Raw genomic sequence first — 21,796 nt, 5'->3', positions numbered from 1 at the left:
GGTGCCTGTTCAATGTGGGCGGGCACCTCCTACTACGAGGTAGAGTTTGTTTATGACGTTCACATATACCGTCTCCGCTGCGGATTGGGGGCGAATAGCGCCAGTACTGGTCCTGGTAGGCATGGCACTCGTGGTTATGCTGGTGGATGTGGTGCTCCCGCATGCGGGAGGAAAGCGCACGAAGGATACCGGGCCGGAAAACTTTGTTGTTCTGCCTCTCCTGGCGTTCCTGGGAGTGCTTGGCGCTATTGCCGCTACCATTGTGCTTTTTGTCATGGGCGACCATCAACCCGCGTTTAACAACATGGTGGGTTCGGATTATGGGGCGCTCTATGCAAATCTGATTCTCTTGACTGCAAGTGGCCTGGGTATCTTACTTTCGCCCCAGTTCCTGAAGCGCTTGCAACTGGTTCATCAGGGTGAATACTATGCCCTGTTCCTGTTTGCGACTGTTGGCATGATGTTGCTGGCTTCGGCAACGAACTTTGTGACGGTCTTTCTGGGCATTGAGCTTCTTTCGCTGGCTCTGTATATTCTATGCGCCTTTGTGGCTCGCCGCAGGGCCTCGCAGGAGTCAGGCATGAAGTATTTCTTGCTCAGCTCGTTTGCCTCGGCCTTCCTGCTCTATGGGATCGCGTTGACCTATGGCTCGACGAATAGCACGTCGTTTCGGGGGGCCGCGGATGCGGTCTCGCTTGTAATGAAGGGTGGGAATGCTGCACCGGCTATGTTGCTGGTTGCGATGGCGCTGATGTCGGTCGGCTTTGCCTTTAAAGTGTCGGCTGTGCCGTTCCAGGCCTGGACGCCTGACGTATATCAGGGCGCTCCGGCTCCCGTGACCGCCTTTATGTCGGTGGGCACAAAAGCGGCCGCGTTGATTGCATTTGCCCGCGTCTTTGATGTGGTGCTGTTGCCGGCGCATGCGACGTGGATGCCCGTTATCTGGGCGATCGCGGTGCTAACGATGGTCGGCGGCAACATTATGGCGGTTGCGCAGAAGAACGTGAAGCGAATGCTTGCCTATTCAAGCGTTGCGCATGCTGGTTACCTGATGATCGGGATCGTTGTTGGCGGCGTCGACGGAATAGCCTCCATTCTCTTCTATCTGTTCTGCTATGCCTTTATCAACGTTGGCGCTTTTGGGGTCGTCTCGTTCCTTGAGAGATTGGACAACTCCGGCAGCGATGCAAGCGCTCTGCGTGGTCTCTGGCATAGACGCCCGGTGCTGGCTGGTCTGCTGGCCTTCTTCCTGCTATCGCTGGCCGGTTTTCCGCCGATGGCTGGCTTTGCTGGAAAATACTATCTGTTCTATACCGCTCTGGTCGGTGGGCATCCCGAACTGCTGATTATCGGCGTGCTGGCGAGCGTTTTTGGTATGTACTACTACCTGCGCTTTATCGCGACCATGTTTATGGAGGCACCAGAAAAAGAGGTTCAGCCCGCGGTGGCGCCTGCGGCCACGCCGGTGCGCCGTGCTTCCGGAAAACTGAGCACACCTTCACGGGGTGGCACTGCTGTTGCGGTGAAGCCCGCTGCTGAGAAAGAGGTGAAGGTTGAGTCCGGGGTGGTCGCTGAGGTCGTGGATGATGAGCCGAGGCACAATCTGAACTGGATGGCCTGGCTGTCTCTGGGACTGTCCGTTATTGGAGCGCTGGCGATGGGGACTGTGCTGCCTTTCTGGCTGGTTGATCTAGCCCGGCAAGCGGCAGAAGCAATGTTGAAGTGACAAAACTGGTTGCGGTTTTTGAGGGTCGGGAACGAGTACGTCCCGGCCCTCTTCCTTTGCCGCAGAGAGCGCTTCAGGAGACCCGGGTTACGGTTGGATGAGAGGTTTGCTGGTTCTGCTGGGAACGCTTACGATAGGCGAGATAATCATCAAGAATGCGCAGTGAATGCTTGCTCATCACCAGGCGCAATTCTTGCTCCGACATCCAGCAGGCGGATCCTTCAACGGTTGGATGTAGCCGCCCGCCAACTACCTCACCCGAGAAGACAAAACTATTGGTGCTCATGTTGGTCCAATGGTCGCTGACCAGCGAGTAGACATTGATACAATCCTCTGCCTGGATCTTCATGCCGGTCTCTTCTTCTCCCTCACGCTCTGCTGACTGCTGCGGTGTTTCGCGCCAGTTCATAAAGCCACCTGGGAAGACCACGCGATTCCCCGGGAGGCGAACGACCAGATAGCGATTGTTCTGTTCAACGACGACTGCTGCGCTCCCAAAGGGTGGAATTCGGTTGCCGGTGATGAGATTGATCAGATGAAAGAAAAGGCTGACACATTTTTTTAAGAGATCATAGAACATAGGTCTTTCTACTCGCTTTCCAATAGCTGTAACTGATTCAGAGCCGAAGAGTGCCCTGACACTTTCCCCTTGCTACTGCCTATTATCGTCGATGATTGTCATAACAGTATCATAGAGTTGTCGCAGAGCTGTCATAGATGAAAGTAAGCTGTATATACTTTTACTGATAGGGAAGCAAGAGGGACTCACTTTTGAGGATGGATGCATTATATTCCTCTAAGGAAAAAGGGGAGTGTCGATGACGAAGGTTCTCTCTTTGTCGACAATAAGAATGAGAGCATCCTATAGGAATGGGCTGTAACAGGCAATGAAAACTCAGCAATACAATTGCGTTTTTACTTCGGTTGAGGCGCACCTGGGCTATTGCAAGCGCCAGGTTAGATAGTGACTGGAAAATTGTGTTAAGATAGCTATGTGAATGAAGAAAAAGCATGGAGAATTGAATCTGGTATGAGGAAGCCACATATTACCCCTTACGGCTCGTGGAAGTCTCCCATCACAACTGATATGCTTGTATCGGAGACCATTAGAGTAAACGAGATCGCACTTGATGGACAGAATGTATACTGGATTGAGGGGAGACCGTCTGAAGGGGGCCGCAACGCTATTGTAAAGCGAAACGTTGACGGGTCACAGGTCGATGTCTTGCCTCTGCCGTTGAATGCTCGTACAATGGTTCACGAGTACGGTGGGGGAGATTACGCCGTCAGTCAGGATACGGTCTTTTTTGCGAACTTCAGTGATCAGCGGCTTTACCGCTTGCAACCGGGCGCGGAACCGGAGCCGATTACCCCTCCCGAACGGAAACGCTATGCAGATATGGTGGTCGATCAGCAGCGGCAACGCCTGATCTGTGTCTGTGAGGACCACACGCATTCTGATCATGATCCAGCAAACACGCTTGTCAGTGTGCCGCTTGATGGTAGTGGCAAGCTCTGCACGCTCGTGGCGGGGAATGATTTCTACTCCACGCCGCGTCTGAGCCCTGATGGCTCAAAACTCTGCTGGCTGACCTGGAATCATCCCAATATGCCCTGGGATGGCTGTGAACTCTGGGTTGGCTCTATTGATGCAAATGGCTATGTCAGCTATGCCGAGCATGTTGCAGGTGGCGAAAGCGAATCTATTTTCCAGCCGCAGTGGTCTCCTGATGGGGTTCTGTATTTTGTCTCTGATCGTTCGGGCTGGTGGAATATTTATCGCTTAAACGCTGACGGCACGATAGAGCCGATGCATGAGATGCAGGCTGAGTTTGGCTCTCCACAGTGGGTTTTTGGCATGTCTACCTATGGCTTCGCGTCTGCTCAGACCATTATCTGTCGCTATACAGAGGGCCAGGATAAGCTTGCCAGCCTGGATACCCGCACCAAAAAGTTTACCCCGATCCCTGTTCCTTATACCGTCATCTCAGACGTGCAGGTGACCCCAGAACACGTGTTTTTTATCGGGGCGTCTCCAAGCGAGTTCCGCTCGGTCGTAGCGCTGGATTTGCAAAGTAGGCAGACGACTGTGCTGAAGCGTTCCAGCACGCTCGCCCTTGATCCGGGCATCATCACCGAGCCGCAACTGATCGAGTTTCCGACCGAAAACGGCCAGACGGCCTATGGCTATTATTATCCGCCTCGCAATGCTGCATATGAGGCTCCAGAGGGCGAGCTTCCCCCGTTGCAGATCTGGAGTCATGGCGGACCGACCAGCCAATCGGTCGCGGTGCTGGATTTAAGTAAGCTCTACTGGACGAGTCGTGGTTTTGCCATTCTCGATGTCAACTATGGAGGCAGTACCGGCTATGGGCGGGCGTATCGTGAGCGGCTCAAGGGGCAGTGGGGCATTGTGGATATCGACGATTGTGTGAATGGAGCGCTCTATCTGGCGAATCAGGGCCTGGTTGATAAAGAGCGCCTGACGATTCGTGGGGGAAGTGCGGGCGGCTATACCACCCTGGGGGCGTTGACGTTCCGCGATGTCTTTAAGGCCGGTGCCAGCTTCTTCGGTGTCAGCGATATTATCGGGCTGGCCGAACACACCCATAAGTTTGAGTCACGCTATACTTTCGGTCTGGTTGGCCCGTATCCCGAGTGTGCTGATCTCTATCGTGAGCGCTCTCCGCTGAACCACGTTGAGCAGCTCTCCTGTCCAATGATTCTCTTCCAGGGCCTTGATGATAAGATCGTGACGCCCGATCAGTCACAAAAGATGGTTGAGGCACTGCGGGCCAGAAAGATTCCGGTTGCCTATATTGAGTTTGAAGGCGAAGGTCATGGCTTCCGGCGGGCCGACTCGATCAAGCGGGCGCAAGAGGCAGAACTGTACTTCTACGCAAAGGTGTTCGGCTTTGAGCTGGCCGAGCAGGTTGAGCCGGTAGAAATCGAAAATTTGCATAGTTGAGGACTCTGCTGCTGCGATATAATTGAGGTGAGGTCGAGAAGCGCTCTCTTGCGTCTGTGCAGGAGAGACGACATGTTCATTCTATCCCTCGGGCGTGAGGATCATCAGCCTCACGCTTGCTTTGTTCAACTTCATTGATGTGTTTGCATAAACAGGAAAGAGAGACAATAGCACGTGGCAGAACAGAAGATTGACTTTACACGTAGTGATGACCGTATTAACACGTTGCTTGAATATGTACAGGAGATCGTCGATCTGAGTTCTCTCGCCGCTCTGGCCGACTGGGACCAGCAGACCGCGATGCCCGATGGTGCCAACGAGGTCCGCGGTCATCAGATGGCAACTATGAGCGGCTTGGTGCATGATCGGCAGACCTCTCCGCAGCTTGGCGAGCTGCTCAAGAGCCTGGAGGATGTGGTTCATCAGCCTCAATACTCTGATGCTGATCGCGCTCTGGTCCGCGACACCCGCCGCGCGTATGATTTCGCTGTCAAACTGCCCCGCGAACTGGTGAAGGAGATGGAGATTGCGCGCGTTGATGCGTTCAATACCTGGGTGAAAGCGCGCGCGAATAATGATTTTGGTCTCTTTGCTCCCAAGCTGAAAAAGATTATCGAGTTCCAGCGTGAGGTGGCTGATCGCTGGGGCTACAAAGAGACGCGCTACGATGCCCTGCTTGATGCCTACGAGCCCGGGTTTACTGCGGCGAAGGTGTCGGCTCTCTTTGAGCCGGTACGCGATGTCAGCAAGACCATGCTCAAGCGCATTCAGCAGAGCGGCAACAAGGTCGATATGAGCTCCGTGAGTGGTCAGCGTTTCGATGTTGAGAAGCAGAAGGAGCTGTGCATCAAGGCCCTGAAGGCAATGGGCTATGATTTCAACCGGGGCGAACTGCGTGTCTCCGCACACCCATTTACCACCAGCTTTGGTTCTCCTTTTGATGTGCGTGTCACCACGCGCTATCAGGAAGATTATTTGCCGATGGGCCTGATGGGTGCGCTTCACGAGGGCGGCCATGCGGTCTATGAGCAAGGAGTGGCCCCGACCCTGGTACGTACGCCGCTGGCAAGTGGCGCGACGATGGGCGTTCATGAGTCGCAGTCCCGCCTGTGGGAGAACATTATTGGTCGCTCTACAGCGTTCTGGAAGGGACAGTTCGGCCTTGTACGCGAGTGCTTCCCCGAGCAGTTCCAGCAAGTGTCTGCGGAAACGTTTGCCCGCGCTTTGAACAACGTTGAGGCCAGCCTGATTCGTGTCGAGGCGGATGAGGTAACCTATAATCTGCATATTATCATCCGCTTTGAGATGGAGCGTGCAATGATGAATGAGGATGTCTCGGTAGAGTCGCTGCCCTCAATGTGGAATGCTAAATATCAGGATTATCTGGGTATTACTCCTGATAGCGATGCCAATGGTATTCTCCAGGATGTCCACTGGACCTCTGGCTTTGGCTACTTCCCGAGCTATACCTTTGGCAATCTCTATAGCGCCCAGATCTATAACACGCTGCGCAAGGCATATCCTGATTTTGATGAGCGCCTGGCTGGCGGTGATGTCTCCTTCGTGCTGAACTGGCTGCGCGAGAACCTCTATGCCTACGGCACGATCTATCAGCCAGAAGAGCTGATTCAGCGCGTTACCGGAGAAGCGCCCAACCCACAGTATCTTGTTGATTACCTGACCAACAAGTTTTCACAGATCTATAACCTCTAGCATGAGAAGGGGCAGGAACTCTTTCCCTGCCCCGTTTTTTTGATTGAGCACGTTTCTCCTGGCCCTTTCAACTGACCTGTGAAGGCTCTCCGCTGTTCAGAGAGGTATCAGGCCTTCCATGCGCACCAGACAGTCCAGCGACATTGCTCCACAATTTCGCCCTGCTGATCGCTGTAACGCTCTCGTATATACTCGGCTAGCTCCTGTAGTTCTGTGTCGGTCAACTCGTGAAGAATTGAACGTCCCTTACGGGTTAGAATATGCTCGGTCAGTTTCTCAATGTTCGGGTACACCTCTTTAATTTCCCAAAGGTGGCGTTCTTCAATACGGGTAAAGCCTGCCTGCTGTAGCGCTGCCATTGTTGTGACACTGTTTGGGCGCCTGCTGGTCTCAATAGTCAGCAAGCGAGGGAACTTCTCAAAGAAATAGCCACGTGGGTTTGTGTCGCTTCCAGGAAGCTGACAATCTTCCGGGGTGCGGTTCTGTACAAAGAGCACGCCACCCGGGCGGAGCAGGCGATATGCCTCGGCAAAGCAGGCCGGAAGCTGTTCCTGTTTCAGATGATGTGTCAGTCCCCGTTCCAGGATCACATCAAAATGGGCGTCCGCCAGACCGGTGTGCAGCGCGTCCCCCTGCTGGAAGGAGACGGTATCATAGCCGGAGCATTGTTCGCGGGCGTCTTGAAGCATCGTTTCGGAGAAGTCAACGCCGGTAACATGGGCGGCTCCCATATCGGCGAAGGCAGCAGTATAAATGCCTCCTCCACAGCCGATATCCGCGATATCTTTTCCCTCGATTGTGATAAGTGCGCGCATAAAGTCGCGCCATGTGCTGTCTGCCTGGCGATCAGCGTATGAACGATGATTCCGTGTGGCATGAAAATCAATAGGCATGAGCAGCCCTTTCTTTGAGAGACATCGATGTACTCTCTATTCTTACGTATCTTTCTGCCATGCAGAGAATACCACACCGAGGGATGAGAACACAAATGGGAAGGCTCGGCTGTTTTCATTCTAGTAATAATGTACCATTACCCCGGTAGGAGGCAGTATCAGCTTTTTGTGATGCTATTGTGATCTGGCCAGCAGAGATTTATGAGCCTTGTCCTCTTGCGTTACGGTTACACAACGCGGTATGATACTTTTGAATTATATAATGAGTGAAACCATGAGAAAAAAACGAGATAGAGAGGGATGAAGGCATGTTAGGACTGGTTTTCTCGACCTGGGAAAAATATCTTGCGGGTCACTTCGATGCGGCCGTTTTACAGGCGTATCGCGAGGCGCTCGCTGGGCAGGTAGAAGCGCGTCCTCTGGCGGGTCGGGTTTTTGCAGATGATGCATTTATGTACGGTCTACAGGTCGTCAGTCAGAGAACCGGTATCCATCAGCAGCGATTGCTGCGCCAGTTCGGACACTATTTCATTACCAATGGGCTGACGCGTCACCATTGTGCTTTTCTGCTTTCGCAAACAAGCTGTGCGCGGGACCTTGTATTATTGATGCGTGATGCACATATCCAGATGGCAAAGGGCCCCGATGGCCTGACTCCTCCGGTATTCAACTATACCTATCTCTCGGAGGATCATTCCCGTTCTAAAATTCTGTTCCGGTACGACAGTCCCAGAGCCCTCTGTGGCTGGTTCTGGGGTGCGGTAGAGGGAGCTGCGGAGCGGTTCAAGGAAAAAGTATATGTGAAGGAGCTTTCCTGTGTTACTCGTGGTGCTCCACACTGCTATTTTGAGGTACAATTTCAGGCTCGTACGGCAGAAAGATCCCGGAAGACGCCAGAACAGCGGGCCCGCTGGGAAGCGCAACAACGGCTCGCGATGCTGGTAAAGACGGTCCTGCCAGAGCATGAAGGGGAGGGGATGACATTGTTTGAGCTTCAGGGGAAATTGAATACTTTGAATGCTTCCTCTCAGCCGGTCCGTCTTGGTCAGCTGCTGGAAGTCTTGCAGATGCTGCAACACGCTGGCTTGCTGGCTTCAAATGCCAATCAGCCGGGTGATAGTCTGGAGACGCGCCGGTACTGGCAGGTTCCAGCTGCGATGGGTCAGCGATAGCGCGAGGGTAAGGACCTGTTTCACGTGAAACGCCGATGCAACATGGTCCCTCTCCTCGGGAAAAGAAAGCAAGGACTGTTTCACGTGAAACACTCAGCGGAGGTGCTGGATCTCAGAAAGCATTGCATCCAGCTCGTAGAGAATCGCCGCATGCAGCATAACACGTTTCTCCTCCTCGATAATCCCTGTATCGGGGTGGAGAAGGTGACGCAGACAGCGCTGCGTCTCTGCCAGGGCGATGCGGGTAAGTTCCTCGAAATCTTCCGGCTGCTTCTGCGCATCGAGCAGTGCCAGGCGAAGCAGCTTTCCATTGAGTTCAAGGAGGCGGCTATACCGCATCAACCAGCGTTGTTCTTCGGGAGCAGCAAAGCAAGCGGCACCGGTCAGGAGCGAGAAAAGGCGCTGCATACGGAGACGGAGCTGTTCCAGCGTTTTGAGTATATGGGTGTGGTTGGCAATGAGTGAGCGGGCTGGTTTGGCCCAGAGATCAAGGCGGGCACTCTCAAGGGCAAACGAGACCATCTGACGGCTTGCGCTGATCTGTCGCTCAAGCGTCTGTAACTGCTGTTCTAGCTGTGTCTGGAGTTGCTCGTTGAACTGCCCGGAGAACGCGGCGGAGAGCGTGGAGACAGTTTGAGGGAAGGCTGTCAGCACCTTCTGGCTGGCAGCGTGAGCGCGAAAAATATGGAACGGGTGCGAGAAGAGGAGTGTGATGAACAGGCCAATCCCGCCCCCGAGACAGGCCCCGAGCAGGCGCATCAGTGGATACGAGGTAGCGTGTGGATCGGTCGTCAGGGTAATCAGCGTGAAGAGTGCAGTGATCGGGATCTGAACGGCAACATAGGCGGCGCGCCTCTGGAAGAGCAGGCCGAGCACATGAGCGCAGAAGACAACCAGAAAGAGTGTCCAGACCGTTAGCGGGAGAAACGAGAGAAAGAAAAGGACCAGAATGCTCCCGATCAGGACAGCTATCACGCGCTCGATGCCCTTGCGGAGTGTCTGTATTGAACTTGCCTGCGTGACAACAAGCCCGGCGGTTGCCGCGAGAGAGGCATTGCTTTGCCCGACAAGGAGGCGTGCGAGTTCCCAGGAGAGGGTAACGGCCAGCGTGATTCTCAGAATATGCAGAATTTGCGGGAGGTACTCATGTCCGCGGTCAAAGAGTTTTTGCATGAAGGCGGATGGCTCTTCAGAGATGAGGAACGGCTTTTTCGCTACAGGTATCATATAGACTCCACTGACTCTTAATGCTTTTGAGTTGCAGCATTGAATTGGTTTTTTTGAAGAAAGAAGCGGGGGAATGCGAGAAGAAAGGGCTTCCCTGCTTGCCTGTTTCAGTATAGTGCAGCGGGATTATAAAGTCCAATATATATATTCTTCTTATTTTGATAGGGAAAATCCTATGTAGATGAGGAGAAAAGAAAGGAGCCTCTCATACGAGAGACCCCTTTCGCTTTCTTGCTGTCTGATCAGGAGGCAGATTACATCATGCCGCCCATTCCGCCCATACCGGCGGCGGGATTGGCTGCGGGCTGCTCCTCAGGAATATCGGTGACCAGCGTGTCGGTGGAGAGCACCATTCCGGCAATGCTGACCGCGTTCTGTAGAGCGGAGCGCGTCACCTTGACCGGGTCGATGATACCGGCCTCGAACATGTTCACATACTCGCCCTTCAGCGCGTCGAAGCCATAGCCCTCTTTGCCGTTGCTGCGGACACCAGCCACGATCACGGAGCCGTCAAGTCCGGCGTTGGTTGCGATCTGGCGCAGAGGCTCTTCGAGAGCGCGGCGCAGAATGGTGACACCGGTTGCCTCTTCACCCTCGGCCTGAACCTTATCAAGGGCGCGAGATGCGATCACCAGTGCGGAACCGCCACCCTGAACGATACCCTCTTCGATTGCGGCGCGGGTTGCGGACAGAGCGTCCTCAACGCGGTGCTTCTTCTCTTTCATCTCGACCTCGGTCGCTGCGCCAACTTTGATGACGCCAACGCCACCGGCCAGTTTCGCCAGGCGCTCCTGGAGCTTCTCGCGATCGTAGTCGCTGGTAGTCTCCTGGATCTGGGCACGGATCTGAGCAATGCGAGCCTGAACGGCCTGATTGGAGCCTGCGCCCTCAACAATGGTGGTGGTCTCTTTGGTCGAGGTCACGGTGCGGGCGCTGCCCAGATCATCGAGGGTTGCGCTCTCAAGCTTGAGACCCTTCTTCTCGGTGATCACAGATGCACCGGTCAGAGTAGCGATATCCTCAAGCATTGCATCGCGGCGCTCGCCGAAGCCCGGAGCCTTGACACCAAGCACATTGAAGGCACCGCGCATCTTGTTCAGAACCAGCGTGGCAAGGGCTTCACCGTCGATATCTTCGGCAATGATAACAAGGTCCTTGCGGCCGCTCTGCAACACCTTTTCGAGCAGGGGCAGAATGTCCTGAATGGCGCTGATCTTCTTGTCAGTGACCAGGATATAGGGATCATTCAGTTCGGCAACAGTGTGATCCTGATTGGTGGCCATATATGGGGAGATGAAACCGCGATCGAACTGCATACCCTCGGTATACTCTTTCTCGGTCACGATACCGCGTCCCTCTTCAACGGTGATCACGCCATCCTTACCGACTTTCTCCATGACCTCAGCGATCAGAGCGCCGATTTCAGGATCAGCGGCGGAAATAGCTGCGACCTGTGCGATCTGCTCGCGGGTCTCAACGGGCTTGCTCATTGCCTTGATTTCGGCGACGACGGCATCTGCCGCGCGCTCCAGACCACGGCGCAGGATCATCGGGTTTGCGCCTGCGGCGAGGTTCTTCAGGCCCTCGGTGACAATCGCATGTGCCAGCACGGTTGCGGTGGTGGTGCCATCACCTGCAACGTCATTGGTCTTGGTTGCCGCTTCTTTGAGTAGCTGGGCGCCCATGTTCTCAAATGAGTCGGGCAGCTCGATCTCGCGGGCAATAGAAACGCCATCATTGGTGATGGTCGGTGCGCCGAACTTCTTATCAAGGACGACATTGCGGCCCTTTGGACCGATGGTTACACGAACCGCGTTTGCTACAACGTCCATACCCTTTTTCAGGGAGTAACGTGCCTTCTCATCAAACTGTAATCGCTTTGCCACTGTATCTCAACTCCTACGTTTCGGATGAACTATTCAACGCTCAGATTGACTATGGATAGTCGGGCTCGCTTTATTCAACGATGCCCAGGATGTCGCTTTCGCGCATAATCAGGTAGGTCTCGCCTTCCAGCTTGACTTCTGTGCCGGAATATTTGGCGAAGAAAACGGTCTGACCAACGCTGACTTCAGGGGCAACATGTTTCCCGTTGTCCAGCACTTTTCCCGAACCAACGGCCAGAATCTCGCCCTCCTGGGGCTTCTCTTTGGCTGTATCGGGCAGAACAATGCCGCTCTTTGTGACGGCCTCTCGATTCAGGGGTTTGACAACAACGCGATCACCAAGTGGTTGAAGCTTGACACTCACTTTTGGCTACTCCTTTTTCGTTTTCCCTGTCTGTCTGCTTGTCTCCGCAATTGCTGTTGTATTGCTAAAACTTTTTTGCTGAGATCTGGAATTAGCACTCTATAGGTGAGAGTGCGAACCGTCATTATCATACACCATCATTTGCCATTACGCAAGGGGATAACCGCTGATGAATGACATACACTTCCCTTCTTTCTTTTTAGATGCTATACTGCACATAGGCGAAAGTTTGTCACATGTACCGTTTGAGTGCTCAGAAGTGTGTTTTGAAAAGCGCTGAATGGTATTCTGAAAAACAGGCCGATGAAAGAACAGCAAAAACCTCTAAAAGAGCCATTCGGTCTCGCTGGCGAGGTGCGCGGATTCGGCAACTATGATCTGGTTCGACGCATCGACGTGGGTGGCATGGGAGAAGTGTATCTGGCGCGTCAACGTACGGCCTTCGGGCGTGAAGTGGCGGTGAAGATCATTCGCTCCGATCTGGCTTACGATACGGTTGCGCGGAAACGTTTCTTGCGAGAGGCTGAGGTAAGTGCTCATCTAAAACATGAACATATTCTCCCTCTGTTTGAGTTTGGCGAAGAGCAGGGACGCCTTTTCCTGGTGACTCCATATATTCAGGGGGGCACCCTGGCACAGCGCCTGCAACGTGGACCGCTTTCTTATGGTGAGATCCATCAGCTTTTTACCGCGCTGGTACAGGCCGTTGCCTATATTCATAAGCGGGGCGTCATTCATCGCGATCTCAAGCCGAGCAACATTCTGCTTGATACGGCAGATGACAGCGATCAGGTCTATGTGCGCCTGATCGATTTTGGTATTGCCTCTATGCTTGGCTCGCTTGCCAGCCCGCCTTTAACTGAGAATGGCCGGGAAATAGGCACAATCGAGTATATGGCTCCCGAACGAGCAAACGGCATCTCAGCCCCAAGCAATGATATCTACTCGCTTGGTGTCATTCTTTTTCAGATGCTGACCGGCAAACTCCCATCCGAGGCTCGTGGTGCCAGAATTGCCGCGCCGATGATTGAGGTGCTGAAGCGCAGTATGGCTCCTGATCCGGGCGATCGCTTTGCCAGCGCCGATGAGCTGCTTCAGGAGTTCGAGCGAGCTTATCTGGCCTTGAACGTCTCTCCCGAGGAACTGCCTGCCTCTCTTTCGCGACAGGAAACGGCCCCCCGGCCGGTCCCCAGAGCGCAACAATCTGAGCCTGATACAAAGGTGAGTGAGCCCCCAAAGCAGGCCCGCGTGAAGGCTGTCCCGACAATGCCTCCTTTGCCGAAGAAGAGAAACGTGCAGGAGCAGATTGTCTTACCGCGTGAGGAGATTATTCTTCCTCCTCCACGAGGTGGCCTCTTTGACGATCATGATGCACCGACCTCCTCGGTTGCTCCAGACGACTTGAAGGCGATGTTGAGTAACCGCAGAGGGATGAACAGTCAGCCTCCGAAGCGACGTAAGCGCTCGTTATTGCCCTTGCTCTCTATTCTGACAGTGATCCTGGTGCTGGTCGTTGTGGCCCTGAGTTTCTTTACGTTTCAGGCCGCGCAATCAGCCACAGTGACCATCACGCCGCAGGTGCGACCCCTCAATAAGGTCGTCACCCTGACGGCACGAACGGGAATTCAGAATCCTGATCTTGCTTCCGCCTCGATTCCTCTAAGCACATTGACAAAGACGAAAACAACGACAAAGACCGGGCCGGCCACTGGCCGCCCGTTTCTGTGCTTTATCAAATGCCCGAAGGTGGTATCAAGCGAGGACGTGGATAATCTGGTTCTACAGGCCAAGCAGGAGCTCGAAGAGCAGCTCAAACAGGAGATGACGACTGACCTGCAAAACAGGGGAGCGGTGATGGTTGGTGAGCCGTCTTTTATCAGTAAGGATGGCTCGTATGAGCCTGAGTTAGGCAAGAAAAGCGAGACGGTTTCGGTCACACTGACTCTTCAGGGAACTGCGAACTATTATAGCAATCGCGAGGCGCAAAATCTGGCTCAGAAGATGCTGGAAAAGGAGGCCGGGGACGGTTTTCAGCTCATGCCGACCTATACAAAAGTGGGCCAACCAGTGGTCAAGAACAGCACTGATAGCACGATTACGCTGGCTGTTCCTGTCGCAGGAGTGGCGAAATACCGGTTAACACCGGAAAAACTGAAAAATATTCAGGAACATATCAAAGGCATGAAGGTACAGGAAGCCCGCACCTATATTACAAAACAGGCGGGCGTTGATCCCACGAATGTTGTGGTCAAGGTTTCATTTGGTGAGATGGTTCCAGCGGAGATTGAACAGATCAAAATAGGGACGGCTGAACCAACGAATATCCCGCAGGTACAACTGCCGAAAGCATGACTGACTGGCTCCTCTGAGTAATCGTTCTCGGAGGAGTCTTTTTCTCTCTCACTCGAAAGGTTCGTCGATGCTTTCCTGCTTTTCCGCTTCCCAGAAGTGTTTGACGGTTCGCATTGTGATCTCATAGTTGAAGCCGCGTCTCTGCAAAAAGGAGCCAAGCCGCCGCTGGAAGGCAGGATAATCGATTCCCGGTTGTCGCAGTAGAGAGAGCGCTTTTTTCTCGGCGGCCCGCAGCGCTCGCTCCTCATCCTGTTCCCCGTCGACCAGTGTGTCAATGATCTCGCGCTGTACCCCTTTCTGCTGAAGTTCATTCTTCAAGGCATAGGAGCCCCGCGGGCTGAAGTGTTCTCTGTTCTCGACCCAGAAAGAGGCAAACTGCTGATCGTTAAGCAGGTTGAGGTCATGCAGACGCTGCACAATTCCCTCGATCATCTCGGGAGGGGCGTTCTTGCGCCGCAGATAGTTCTTCACTTCCCGGGTGCTTCGTGGTCGCAGCGACAGATAGTTCATGGCGCGGTCCAGCATTTGCTGAAGGGCTTCTTCCTGCCGCAGCCGTTCTATTTGTGCCTCTGTTAGCTCCTGTCCGACCTTCAGGCCCATTTGCAGGACGAGCAGGGCATGGACACCGAGGAGGAAGGTATGATCAACAAAAATGTTGACCCGTTCTGGATTGTGTACCTGTGCTTGTAAGGCTGTAATGCGCATATATCTATTATACCTTCTTTTCGCGGGGCTTGAAGCCGGGGAAAGGGAGTGGGGGAAAGGGAAAGGAAATACCTTACAAACGTTTGATAGGCTGCGGGCAAGTAGTAATTCATTCAACCACCGGGGTCGAATGAACCTACTCGAAGCGGGACTCTTAGAAGAGTGCCATCGCTTCATCTGCCTCTGCTGGCAGCATTTCGTGAAGGGGAACGATCTTTCTTTCTGTCATTCGATTGTTTTCGTCAACAAAAACGATCCGCGGACGCAGGCTGCGAATTTCTTCCTCGTTAAAGTCACCATAGCTAATAATAATAACAAGATCACCTTCCGCAGTCAGACGGGCCGCAGCACCATTCAGGCAGATGACACCAGAACCACGCTCACCGGCAATTGTATAGGTTTCGAGGCGAGCGCCATTGTTGATATTGACTATCTGCACCTTTTCATAGGGGAAGATTCCAGCGGCGTCGAGCAGGTCCTGGTCAATCGTGATGCTGCCAACATAGTTGAGATTGGCCTGGGTGACGGTAGCACGATGAATTTTCCCTTTGCACATGGTACGCAGCATAGTAACGGTATTTCCTTTCCCTTTTCAGCTTCTTTCTCAGTTTGTCTGGTTCGTTTCTAAAACAGATTTACAAAAACGACTCTATGGAGATATTTGCCTATCCCCATGTCTATTATAAATAACGTTTGACAAGCCTATTATAACCACAGATATATTCAGATTTCAAAATGTATGGCCGAGAACCATTACTATTTGGTTGCTCCGACAGGATACGCCCGAAAACTCTCTTCCTTGCAAAACGCTATGATGAAGCCTGCTGGGCCCGGTCAATCAATGCCAGAATTCCGCGAGCGTAGGCTTCTGGCACGCTTTGGGCATCATACATGTTTTCGGATAGTAGAAGACGATAACGGCACTTCCAGCGCCGAGCAGGCCAGTCAGCCAGCCGAATCAATGTGTAGGTCGGAGTGTACCGTTCGAGCGCCTGACGAAGCGCGACTTCGTCCAGATCGGTGATGCCGTGCTGGCGGAGCCGCTGCTGTATTTCTTCTGGAATCATTGTTTTCACCACAAGACTACATTGAATTCTGAGGCCCTTGCAATGCCGCGTGAAAGGCTTTGCGTATTTGCTCTACAGGCAGAGTCATCACATCTTTTGTTGGCAGGCGGCGCGGCAGGACGCTAAAGGGCCCACTCCAGGTTTTCGCCTGCTGTTCCAGTTGTTCCAGCGCCTGATAGGCCTGTTTCTGTACCTGTCTGACGATCGGGTACTGTTGTGCGGCCCGTTCAAAGACCTCGTGATCTTTGGTAAAGACGCTGAAATTATCGCGCACAACAACGTCAATATACAGATCCGTATAGATCAACTCGCGTGCACTACTGGTATAATCGTGGTTGGGCAGGACAATATCGCAATAGGCCTCGCGGAAGCGGCCATCAGGATAATAACTGAGGTGTATAGTATACCATTGATCGGGCCAAAAATAAGAGATACCGTACGCTTTGCTGATCCAGGTTCCCGGTTTCCATTGCATGGCGGTTCCTATCGGGGTCCAGATCGTGACATAGTCAGAACTCAGGGGAAGTTGATAACCTTTCCAGCCACCCCACTGCTCACCGCTTACAAGCATTTTTCGGACATTCGCTTCTAAAAGCATACAATAGCCTTTCTGCTGTACCTTGTTCGGTTCTGTCTGATCGTATAGCTGTTCGTTCCGTTGAGATTCCAGGAGCCCTGTATAGTGAAAATGTGAAGGACTGTGGCTCTCTGAACCGGGACGAATGGGTCGTGAAAGAGGCCCTCTATTATCAGGTACGTGTGAGCGCATGGTTTGTGTTGCAACTGGTCATTCTCTTTATCTGTCGGTCGTTCTCCATGATATAATGCAGAAAGCATAAAAAAATACTCAATGAGGAGTAGTCAATTATGGTACAGACTCAACAGACCCGCATCGAGCGCGACTCTATGGGCGAGATGCAGGTACCTGTCAATGCATATTATGGGGCAAGCACGCAGCGTGCTGTGCTGAATTTCCCGATCAGTGATCTGCGCTTCCCCCGGGAATTTATTCGCGCTATCGGGCAAATCAAACTTGCGGCAGCACAGACAAATGCGGAACTGGGAACCGTTGATCACCAGATCGCGGAGGCTATTGTCAAGGCCGCGCAAGAAGTGATTGACGGCAAGTTTGACGAACATTTTGTCGTTGATATTTTCCAGACCGGTTCCGGTACTTCGACCAATATGAATGCAAATGAGGTGATCGCGAATCGGGCCAGCGAGCTTCTCGGCGGCTCTCGTGGGTCACGCAAAGTACACCCAAACGATCATGTGAACTTCGGCCAGTCCTCAAATGATGTTATCCCCTCTTCTATTCATGTCTCTGCTCTGGTGAGCATTGAGCAACAGCTTATTCCTGCCCTGGAGGAATTGAAAGCGGCAATGCAGGAAAAAGCTGATGCGTTTATGGATGTGGTCAAGACCGGGCGCACCCATTTGCAGGACGCTACCCCGATTCGTCTGGGCCAGGAGTTTCTGGGCTATGCGGGACAGGCAGAGCGTGGTATTGCCCGCTTGCGCCATGCACAGCAAGAACTCTCTGAGATTGCGCTTGGCGGGACGGCAGTTGGCACCGGAGTCAACACCCATCCAGAGTTCTCGGCTCGCGTATGCAGGCGCTTGAGCGAGATGAATGGTGTCGAGATTCGCGAGACCAGCAACCATTTTCAGGCGCAGAGCACGATCGATGGTGTGGTAGAGGCCAGCGGCGCGCTGAACACGCTGGCAGTCAGCCTGATGAAGATTGCCAATGATATTCGCTGGCTTGGTTCCGGGCCCCGTGCAGGCTTCGGTGAGCTGGAAATTCCTGCTGTGCAGCCTGGAAGCTCGATTATGCCCGGGAAAGTCAATCCGGTCATTGCCGAGTCGCTCTGTATGGTCTGCGCTCAGGTGATTGGTAACCATACAACTATTACTGTTGCCGGGCAATCGGGAAATTTCGAGTTGAATGTGATGCTCCCGGTTGCAGCCTACAACCTGCTGCAATCGATCAGCCTGCTTGCTGCTGCTGTGCGGAACTTCACCGAGCAGTGCGTCAAGGGACTGAAGGCAACCAGCAAGGGACCAGAAATGGTCGAGAAAGGTCTGGCGATCTGTACATCTCTGGCCCCTGTCATTGGCTATGATGCGGCGGCAGCAATCTCGAAAGAGGCTTTCCGTACTGGCAAGACGATCCGTGAGGTTGCACGCGAGAAGACCGATCTCTCAGAGGAAGAACTGAACCGCATTCTTGATCCTGCCAGTATGACAAAGCCCGGGCTTGAGGGGGGACCCGCTGCCGGTTAAGCAGAAAAAGGGAGGGTCGGCGCAGCCCGGCCTTTCCCGGCTCGGCATTTTCAGCACGGCTGTATAGAGTCCTTTGTTCAATTTGGTTATATTCATGTTCGCTCTTTGAAATCCGAACGTACCCGGCCACTTCTACGGTAGGGCCGGCAATCCCGGCCCTGATACGTCTATTCTTGCGCAGGTGTGGTCGCCTGTGGTGGCTCGGTGTAGAATTGTCTGGCAATCGCTAGCCGGGAAACGATTTCTTTTGCCCGCCCCTCCAGGTGTGGGGTGAGCTTTCCGGCCTGCACGAGGCTCTCGATAAGAGCTGCTGCTTCCCGGAAAAGGGGGGCCAACACCACTACCTCCGCTAAAGAGGGCTCAAACAAGATTGCTACCACTTGATCATGCTCATCCCGAATGAGAGCAGCGATAGCCATGTCTCCGTTTGGTTTCTGCACCAAAGTGAACCCGCCATGTCGTAACTTCATTTCTCCCCTCTCGCTTCCTTCTTTCCACATGACCGGCATATCTGACAATCATGAAGTTGAGCCCAAACGTGCCGATAGTGAAGCAGGCAAGCTTTCAGGTTATATTCCTGAGGGTCAAAGTAAATTGATACCTCAAGCAGCCGCTTCGTCGCATCCTCACTCGCTACAATCGCGTGTGAAAATCCCAGGAGAAAGCCGAAATTCCATTCCTGGAATCGATTATCACGTGTTTCTATCTGTGAAATCATGCGTTCCAACAGAAACGCGTGTGTTTCCTCTGCGTCCATTGGCTTACCGCGAAAATGACGGTTGTAGTAAGCCGCACCGACGCGGTAACCACCCTGGAATGCGTCACTGCCGGATACAATCGTTGAATACCCGATAACCGTTTTAAATGGCTCCATCGCTACCAACCTTGCGTGTTTCAGCATCATTGCTCCTCCTTGCCAACTGCCCCCGCCACGTGCTACGATAGCACTGGAAGAGGCTTTAGTACGTTTTTTTACCACTCTTCTGTCAACCGCCTGTGACAGCAGGCGGTTTTTTTTGCTCTTGTCTTGCTCTTACCTCCTCTTTCTGCAAGTTCTACAGACAGTATAAGATCTTTCTGGTTATTTTTCAACCCTTTAAGTTATCTTAAGTTATTTTGGGGTTCGTTTTGTTGATCTTTAAAAGGAGAAGACTTACAATAGTAAAAAAGGAAGGGGGTACCAAAGGTGGAACCGGAAAAGCCAGAGCCAATGTTAACCGTTGAGGATTTATGTGACATTCTACGACTCAACAAGAAAGCTGTACAAAAAATGCTCAGACAAGGTACAATAACAGCTCACAAAATAAACAATAAAGAGTGGCGGGTAAGTCGTGCCGCCCTTCAGGACTATCTAGACCGAACAAGCAACAAACCGGGTAGCAAGCAGTAACTTATTTTGAAAAGCAAGCCCGCAGGGGGTTGATAGGGTCGCTCATACGGGCTTGCCAGCAAAAGGCAGTGTAAAGGATATCCGAGTTGGTCTGAAAAGAAGCCCCGGGAAGAGGCAGAGGGAGGAGTCTCCCGGGGCTTCCACCGGATAGCCCGACAGTTAAAAAGAGGGAGTTTTCTTCTCGGGTTTTCGCTCCTTCCCCCACTTTCTTCGCTCCTCGGCGTCCAGTCGTTGTATATCTGGATGTCTGTTCAGGAAGTCCTCCAACTTCTCCTCATCCATATAGAGGTAGACCAACCCACATCTCTGATATGCCTCTGTCAACACATCGCCGTTGGGCAATGTGATCTTGTATTCAGGCGATGTCATGGGGACGCCCTGATACTGGCTGATGGTTCCCTCTGGATAGACCAGCGTCATTTGCTCCCTGTCGGCACTGGGTGTCACCTCACAGCCGGCATGACGGAGATATTCGATCACCCCGATAAACATACCGGGCACGGTGCGGGTTCTCGCTTTCCTATCCACTAGCTTTTCTGGTGGATAGAGAGCCGTGTCACGGGCATCAGATCGGAGTGGAACCGGGTTCATGGGGGATTCATGCCTCATTTTGCACCTCCTCTTTTTCCCAAACCAGATGGAAGACAACAAAGCGCGATGGCCGGACAATTGTCCCTATCTTCTTTTCCCCTTCCCATAATTGACAGTACATATCGTCGTCCTTCTCTTCCGTGTGCTGTTCGAGCCGGACCGTCTGTGGAAGGAACAGGGAAAAATAGCCATAGGTGGGTGTGCCCTCCGGGGTGAGCCCTTTTTCCCTATAGGGTTTCACCTTTATGTGGTGCTTTCGCAAAACGGGCCTTTCTTTGGTCAGGTCAAAACTGAAGACACGATGAATAACGTGTTGCTCCGGGATGTAAAACGGCCTGAAGTTCTGCGGCATCAGATAGCCCTCCTGTCCCTGTACCGGGATGGTGTGATAACGAAGGTAGGATAATGCATCTTTTGCCTCCTGTGCCCACATAGCTCTCTCGTCACGCGAAATGGCATTCGCGTAACGTGTACAAGACAGCAGATAGTGTCGTTGCATTGCCCGATGAGCGCGGGCCGTTGCCTGTTCACGCTCTTCCTGGGTGAGTATCCTCATTTCCACAAATCTTTCTCCTGATCTGTCAATCCAGACAACTGCAAAAGTAGCCCAATCCGATTTCGAACACTTTCAAGCAGATAGGCAAGGTACCGATGTTCCTCTGTCGGGTTCGGATACTGCTGTTGAAGCAGGGAGAGCCGCCAGAACAGCGCGTCCTGTATGGCGACAAGCTCCCAATCGGAGAGTGTCAGGTGCCAACGCCCTCGCTCATCAAAGCCGGGTGGTTTCTGTGACTTGATTCCGTTCAAACTTCACCCCTTCCTTCAATCACCCGATCAGCTATCGTCACCACAGCGACGCGGGCCGGTTCTTCCCCTACCAGCTTTTCCAGCTTCGCCATATACTGGTAGATGTTCTCATAGCGCTGGTAGATGATTTGATGTCGGGCGACACTGGAAAGCCCCGTGAGCCCTTCCTTCATTGCTTGATATTCTTGTTCAATCTGCTGTTTTAACCTGGTTACTTCGCTATCCATAGTGCCCCCTTTTAGGGAGGTCTTTATCCCAGTTTGCAACTAACAGCGTGTACGCGATAATATCCACTGATGAAATAATAAGCTTGCTTAATCTACTATAGTATTCATGTGATTCACGTATAATCACATGATGGTCAGGGAATATAATCTCCCTTAGTTCTTTCAATGGGGTGCGTTCTTTCGGCACTCTTTCGGCATCGATTGGTAGGATAACGATACTTTTCCCCTCGCCAGGACAACCATCTAAGCGGCATCCCAGAAAGAGCAGGAATTGCTCTTCTAGCGGCTTTAGATCTTCCCTCAAGAATATCGTTCTTAACATGTTTGCCATGAGCCCCCCCCTTGAAATCAGCGTTGCAATGTTTCATAATGTATATCAAGCAAGCATTTATATGTCGGTCTACTGCAAATAGTATTGTAAA

The 21,796-nt window shown here is 52.8% G+C and carries 24 protein-coding genes; 8 read left to right on the top strand and 16 right to left on the bottom strand.

Going from position 1 to position 21,796, the window contains the following annotated elements; translation table 11 throughout:
- Positions 1-52: 52 nt before the first annotated feature.
- A complete protein-coding gene (locus EI42_RS24700; protein WP_111325319.1) occupies positions 53-1,726 on the top strand; it encodes an NADH-quinone oxidoreductase subunit N in 1,674 nt (557 codons plus the stop codon).
- A 73-nt stretch (positions 1,727-1,799) separates the two neighbouring features.
- Here EI42_RS24700 and EI42_RS24695 read toward each other — a convergent pair whose 3' ends face one another.
- Positions 1,800-2,306, bottom strand: a complete 507-nt coding sequence (locus EI42_RS24695) for an NUDIX hydrolase (protein ID WP_111325318.1) — start codon at positions 2,304-2,306, stop codon at positions 1,800-1,802.
- A 450-nt stretch (positions 2,307-2,756) separates the two neighbouring features.
- Between EI42_RS24695 and EI42_RS24690 the strand changes: the two genes are divergently transcribed.
- Together EI42_RS24690 and EI42_RS24685 are read left to right on the top strand one after the other, a co-directional pair.
- On the top strand, positions 2,757-4,694 hold the full coding sequence (locus EI42_RS24690) for a S9 family peptidase (protein ID WP_111325317.1): 1,938 nt from the start codon (positions 2,757-2,759) through the stop codon (positions 4,692-4,694).
- Between the two features lie 174 nt (positions 4,695-4,868).
- On the top strand, positions 4,869-6,407 hold the full coding sequence (locus tag EI42_RS24685; RefSeq protein ID WP_111325316.1) for a carboxypeptidase M32: 1,539 nt from the start codon (positions 4,869-4,871) through the stop codon (positions 6,405-6,407).
- A gap of 107 nt (positions 6,408-6,514) precedes the next feature.
- On the opposite strand, the gene EI42_RS24680 is transcribed toward EI42_RS24685, so the two are convergent.
- Positions 6,515-7,300 carry a class I SAM-dependent methyltransferase gene (locus EI42_RS24680; protein WP_111325315.1) on the bottom strand — a complete coding sequence of 262 codons (786 nt, stop codon included), beginning with the start codon at positions 7,298-7,300 and terminating at the stop codon, positions 6,515-6,517.
- A gap of 308 nt (positions 7,301-7,608) precedes the next feature.
- Here EI42_RS24680 and EI42_RS24675 point away from each other — a divergent pair, with 308 nt between their 5' ends.
- Entirely contained in the window at positions 7,609-8,472 is an 864-nt protein-coding gene (locus EI42_RS24675; RefSeq protein WP_111325314.1) for a heme NO-binding domain-containing protein, read from the top strand.
- 93 nt (positions 8,473-8,565) lie between these two features.
- On the opposite strand, the gene EI42_RS24670 is transcribed toward EI42_RS24675, so the two are convergent.
- The 3 genes from EI42_RS24670 to groES form a co-directional block, all read right to left on the bottom strand.
- Positions 8,566-9,645, bottom strand: coding sequence for an FUSC family protein (locus EI42_RS24670; protein ID WP_170142890.1), 1,080 nt, complete (start codon positions 9,643-9,645; stop codon positions 8,566-8,568).
- Between the two features lie 308 nt (positions 9,646-9,953).
- Positions 9,954-11,585, bottom strand: coding sequence for a chaperonin GroEL (gene groL, locus EI42_RS24665; protein ID WP_111325312.1), 1,632 nt, complete (start codon positions 11,583-11,585; stop codon positions 9,954-9,956).
- A gap of 70 nt (positions 11,586-11,655) precedes the next feature.
- Positions 11,656-11,949, bottom strand: coding sequence for a co-chaperone GroES (groES, locus tag EI42_RS24660; protein WP_111325311.1), 294 nt, complete (start codon positions 11,947-11,949; stop codon positions 11,656-11,658).
- Positions 11,950-12,252: 303 nt separating this feature from the next.
- Between groES and EI42_RS24655 the strand changes: the two genes are divergently transcribed.
- A complete protein-coding gene (locus tag EI42_RS24655; protein ID WP_111325310.1) occupies positions 12,253-14,301 on the top strand; it encodes a serine/threonine protein kinase in 2,049 nt (682 codons plus the stop codon).
- A gap of 48 nt (positions 14,302-14,349) precedes the next feature.
- Here the strand turns inward: EI42_RS24655 and EI42_RS24650 are convergent, their stop codons facing one another.
- From EI42_RS24650 to EI42_RS24635, 4 genes are all read right to left on the bottom strand, one after another.
- The gene (locus EI42_RS24650; RefSeq protein ID WP_170142889.1) at positions 14,350-15,006 is read right to left on the bottom strand and encodes a RecX family transcriptional regulator; all 657 of its coding nucleotides are present in this window, start codon (positions 15,004-15,006) and stop codon (positions 14,350-14,352) included.
- Positions 15,007-15,160: 154 nt separating this feature from the next.
- Positions 15,161-15,574, bottom strand: coding sequence for an aspartate 1-decarboxylase (gene panD / locus EI42_RS24645; protein WP_111325308.1), 414 nt, complete (start codon positions 15,572-15,574; stop codon positions 15,161-15,163).
- A 241-nt stretch (positions 15,575-15,815) separates the two neighbouring features.
- Complete coding sequence (locus tag EI42_RS24640; protein WP_111325307.1) at positions 15,816-16,073, bottom strand: hypothetical protein; 258 nt, start codon at positions 16,071-16,073, stop codon at positions 15,816-15,818.
- A 16-nt stretch (positions 16,074-16,089) separates the two neighbouring features.
- On the bottom strand, positions 16,090-16,671 hold the full coding sequence (locus EI42_RS24635; RefSeq protein WP_170142888.1) for a ribonuclease FAU-1 family protein: 582 nt from the start codon (positions 16,669-16,671) through the stop codon (positions 16,090-16,092).
- A gap of 92 nt (positions 16,672-16,763) precedes the next feature.
- On the opposite strand from EI42_RS24635, the gene EI42_RS34485 reads away from it, so the two are divergent.
- Both EI42_RS34485 and EI42_RS24630 read left to right on the top strand, forming a co-directional pair.
- Positions 16,764-16,898: a hypothetical protein gene (locus EI42_RS34485; RefSeq protein ID WP_281278945.1), complete on the top strand. Its 135-nt coding sequence runs from the start codon at positions 16,764-16,766 to the stop codon at positions 16,896-16,898.
- Between the two features lie 42 nt (positions 16,899-16,940).
- Positions 16,941-18,359 carry a class II fumarate hydratase gene (locus EI42_RS24630; RefSeq protein WP_111325305.1) on the top strand — a complete coding sequence of 473 codons (1,419 nt, stop codon included), beginning with the start codon at positions 16,941-16,943 and terminating at the stop codon, positions 18,357-18,359.
- 167 nt (positions 18,360-18,526) lie between these two features.
- Here EI42_RS24630 and EI42_RS24625 read toward each other — a convergent pair whose 3' ends face one another.
- Together EI42_RS24625 and EI42_RS24620 are read right to left on the bottom strand one after the other, a co-directional pair.
- The gene (locus EI42_RS24625; protein WP_111325304.1) at positions 18,527-18,829 is read right to left on the bottom strand and encodes a hypothetical protein; all 303 of its coding nucleotides are present in this window, start codon (positions 18,827-18,829) and stop codon (positions 18,527-18,529) included.
- Positions 18,826-19,263 (bottom strand): hypothetical protein, encoded by a 438-nt coding sequence (locus tag EI42_RS24620; RefSeq protein WP_111325303.1) that lies wholly within the window; start codon positions 19,261-19,263, stop codon positions 18,826-18,828. Before EI42_RS24620 ends, EI42_RS24625 begins: the two co-directional genes overlap by 4 nt.
- 306 nt (positions 19,264-19,569) lie before the next feature.
- On the opposite strand from EI42_RS24620, the gene EI42_RS34990 reads away from it, so the two are divergent.
- On the top strand, positions 19,570-19,749 hold the full coding sequence (locus EI42_RS34990) for a helix-turn-helix domain-containing protein (protein WP_371860000.1): 180 nt from the start codon (positions 19,570-19,572) through the stop codon (positions 19,747-19,749).
- Between the two features lie 159 nt (positions 19,750-19,908).
- On the opposite strand, the gene EI42_RS24610 is transcribed toward EI42_RS34990, so the two are convergent.
- From EI42_RS24610 to EI42_RS24590, 5 genes are read right to left on the bottom strand one after another with little or no spacing between them, the layout of a single operon-like run.
- Positions 19,909-20,358 carry a hypothetical protein gene (locus tag EI42_RS24610; protein WP_111325301.1) on the bottom strand — a complete coding sequence of 150 codons (450 nt, stop codon included), beginning with the start codon at positions 20,356-20,358 and terminating at the stop codon, positions 19,909-19,911.
- The gene (locus tag EI42_RS24605) at positions 20,348-20,896 is read right to left on the bottom strand and encodes a hypothetical protein (protein WP_111325300.1); all 549 of its coding nucleotides are present in this window, start codon (positions 20,894-20,896) and stop codon (positions 20,348-20,350) included. Before EI42_RS24605 ends, EI42_RS24610 begins: the two co-directional genes overlap by 11 nt.
- Positions 20,893-21,147 (bottom strand): hypothetical protein, encoded by a 255-nt coding sequence (locus tag EI42_RS24600; protein WP_111325299.1) that lies wholly within the window; start codon positions 21,145-21,147, stop codon positions 20,893-20,895. Before EI42_RS24600 ends, EI42_RS24605 begins: the two co-directional genes overlap by 4 nt.
- Positions 21,144-21,374: a hypothetical protein gene (locus EI42_RS24595; RefSeq protein ID WP_111325298.1), complete on the bottom strand. Its 231-nt coding sequence runs from the start codon at positions 21,372-21,374 to the stop codon at positions 21,144-21,146. The genes EI42_RS24600 and EI42_RS24595 overlap by 4 nt, the downstream gene beginning before the upstream one ends.
- On the bottom strand, positions 21,367-21,705 hold the full coding sequence (locus EI42_RS24590) for a hypothetical protein (protein ID WP_111325297.1): 339 nt from the start codon (positions 21,703-21,705) through the stop codon (positions 21,367-21,369). The genes EI42_RS24595 and EI42_RS24590 overlap by 8 nt, the downstream gene beginning before the upstream one ends.
- Between the last annotated feature and the right edge of the window lie 91 nt (positions 21,706-21,796).

Origin of the sequence: Thermosporothrix hazakensis (assembly GCF_003253565.1) — a bacterium.
Classification (GTDB): Bacteria; Chloroflexota; Ktedonobacteria; order Ktedonobacterales; family Ktedonobacteraceae; genus Thermosporothrix; species Thermosporothrix hazakensis.
The sequence above is the reverse complement of the archived record's forward strand: the minus strand, read 5'-3'. Positions and strand labels throughout refer to the sequence as shown.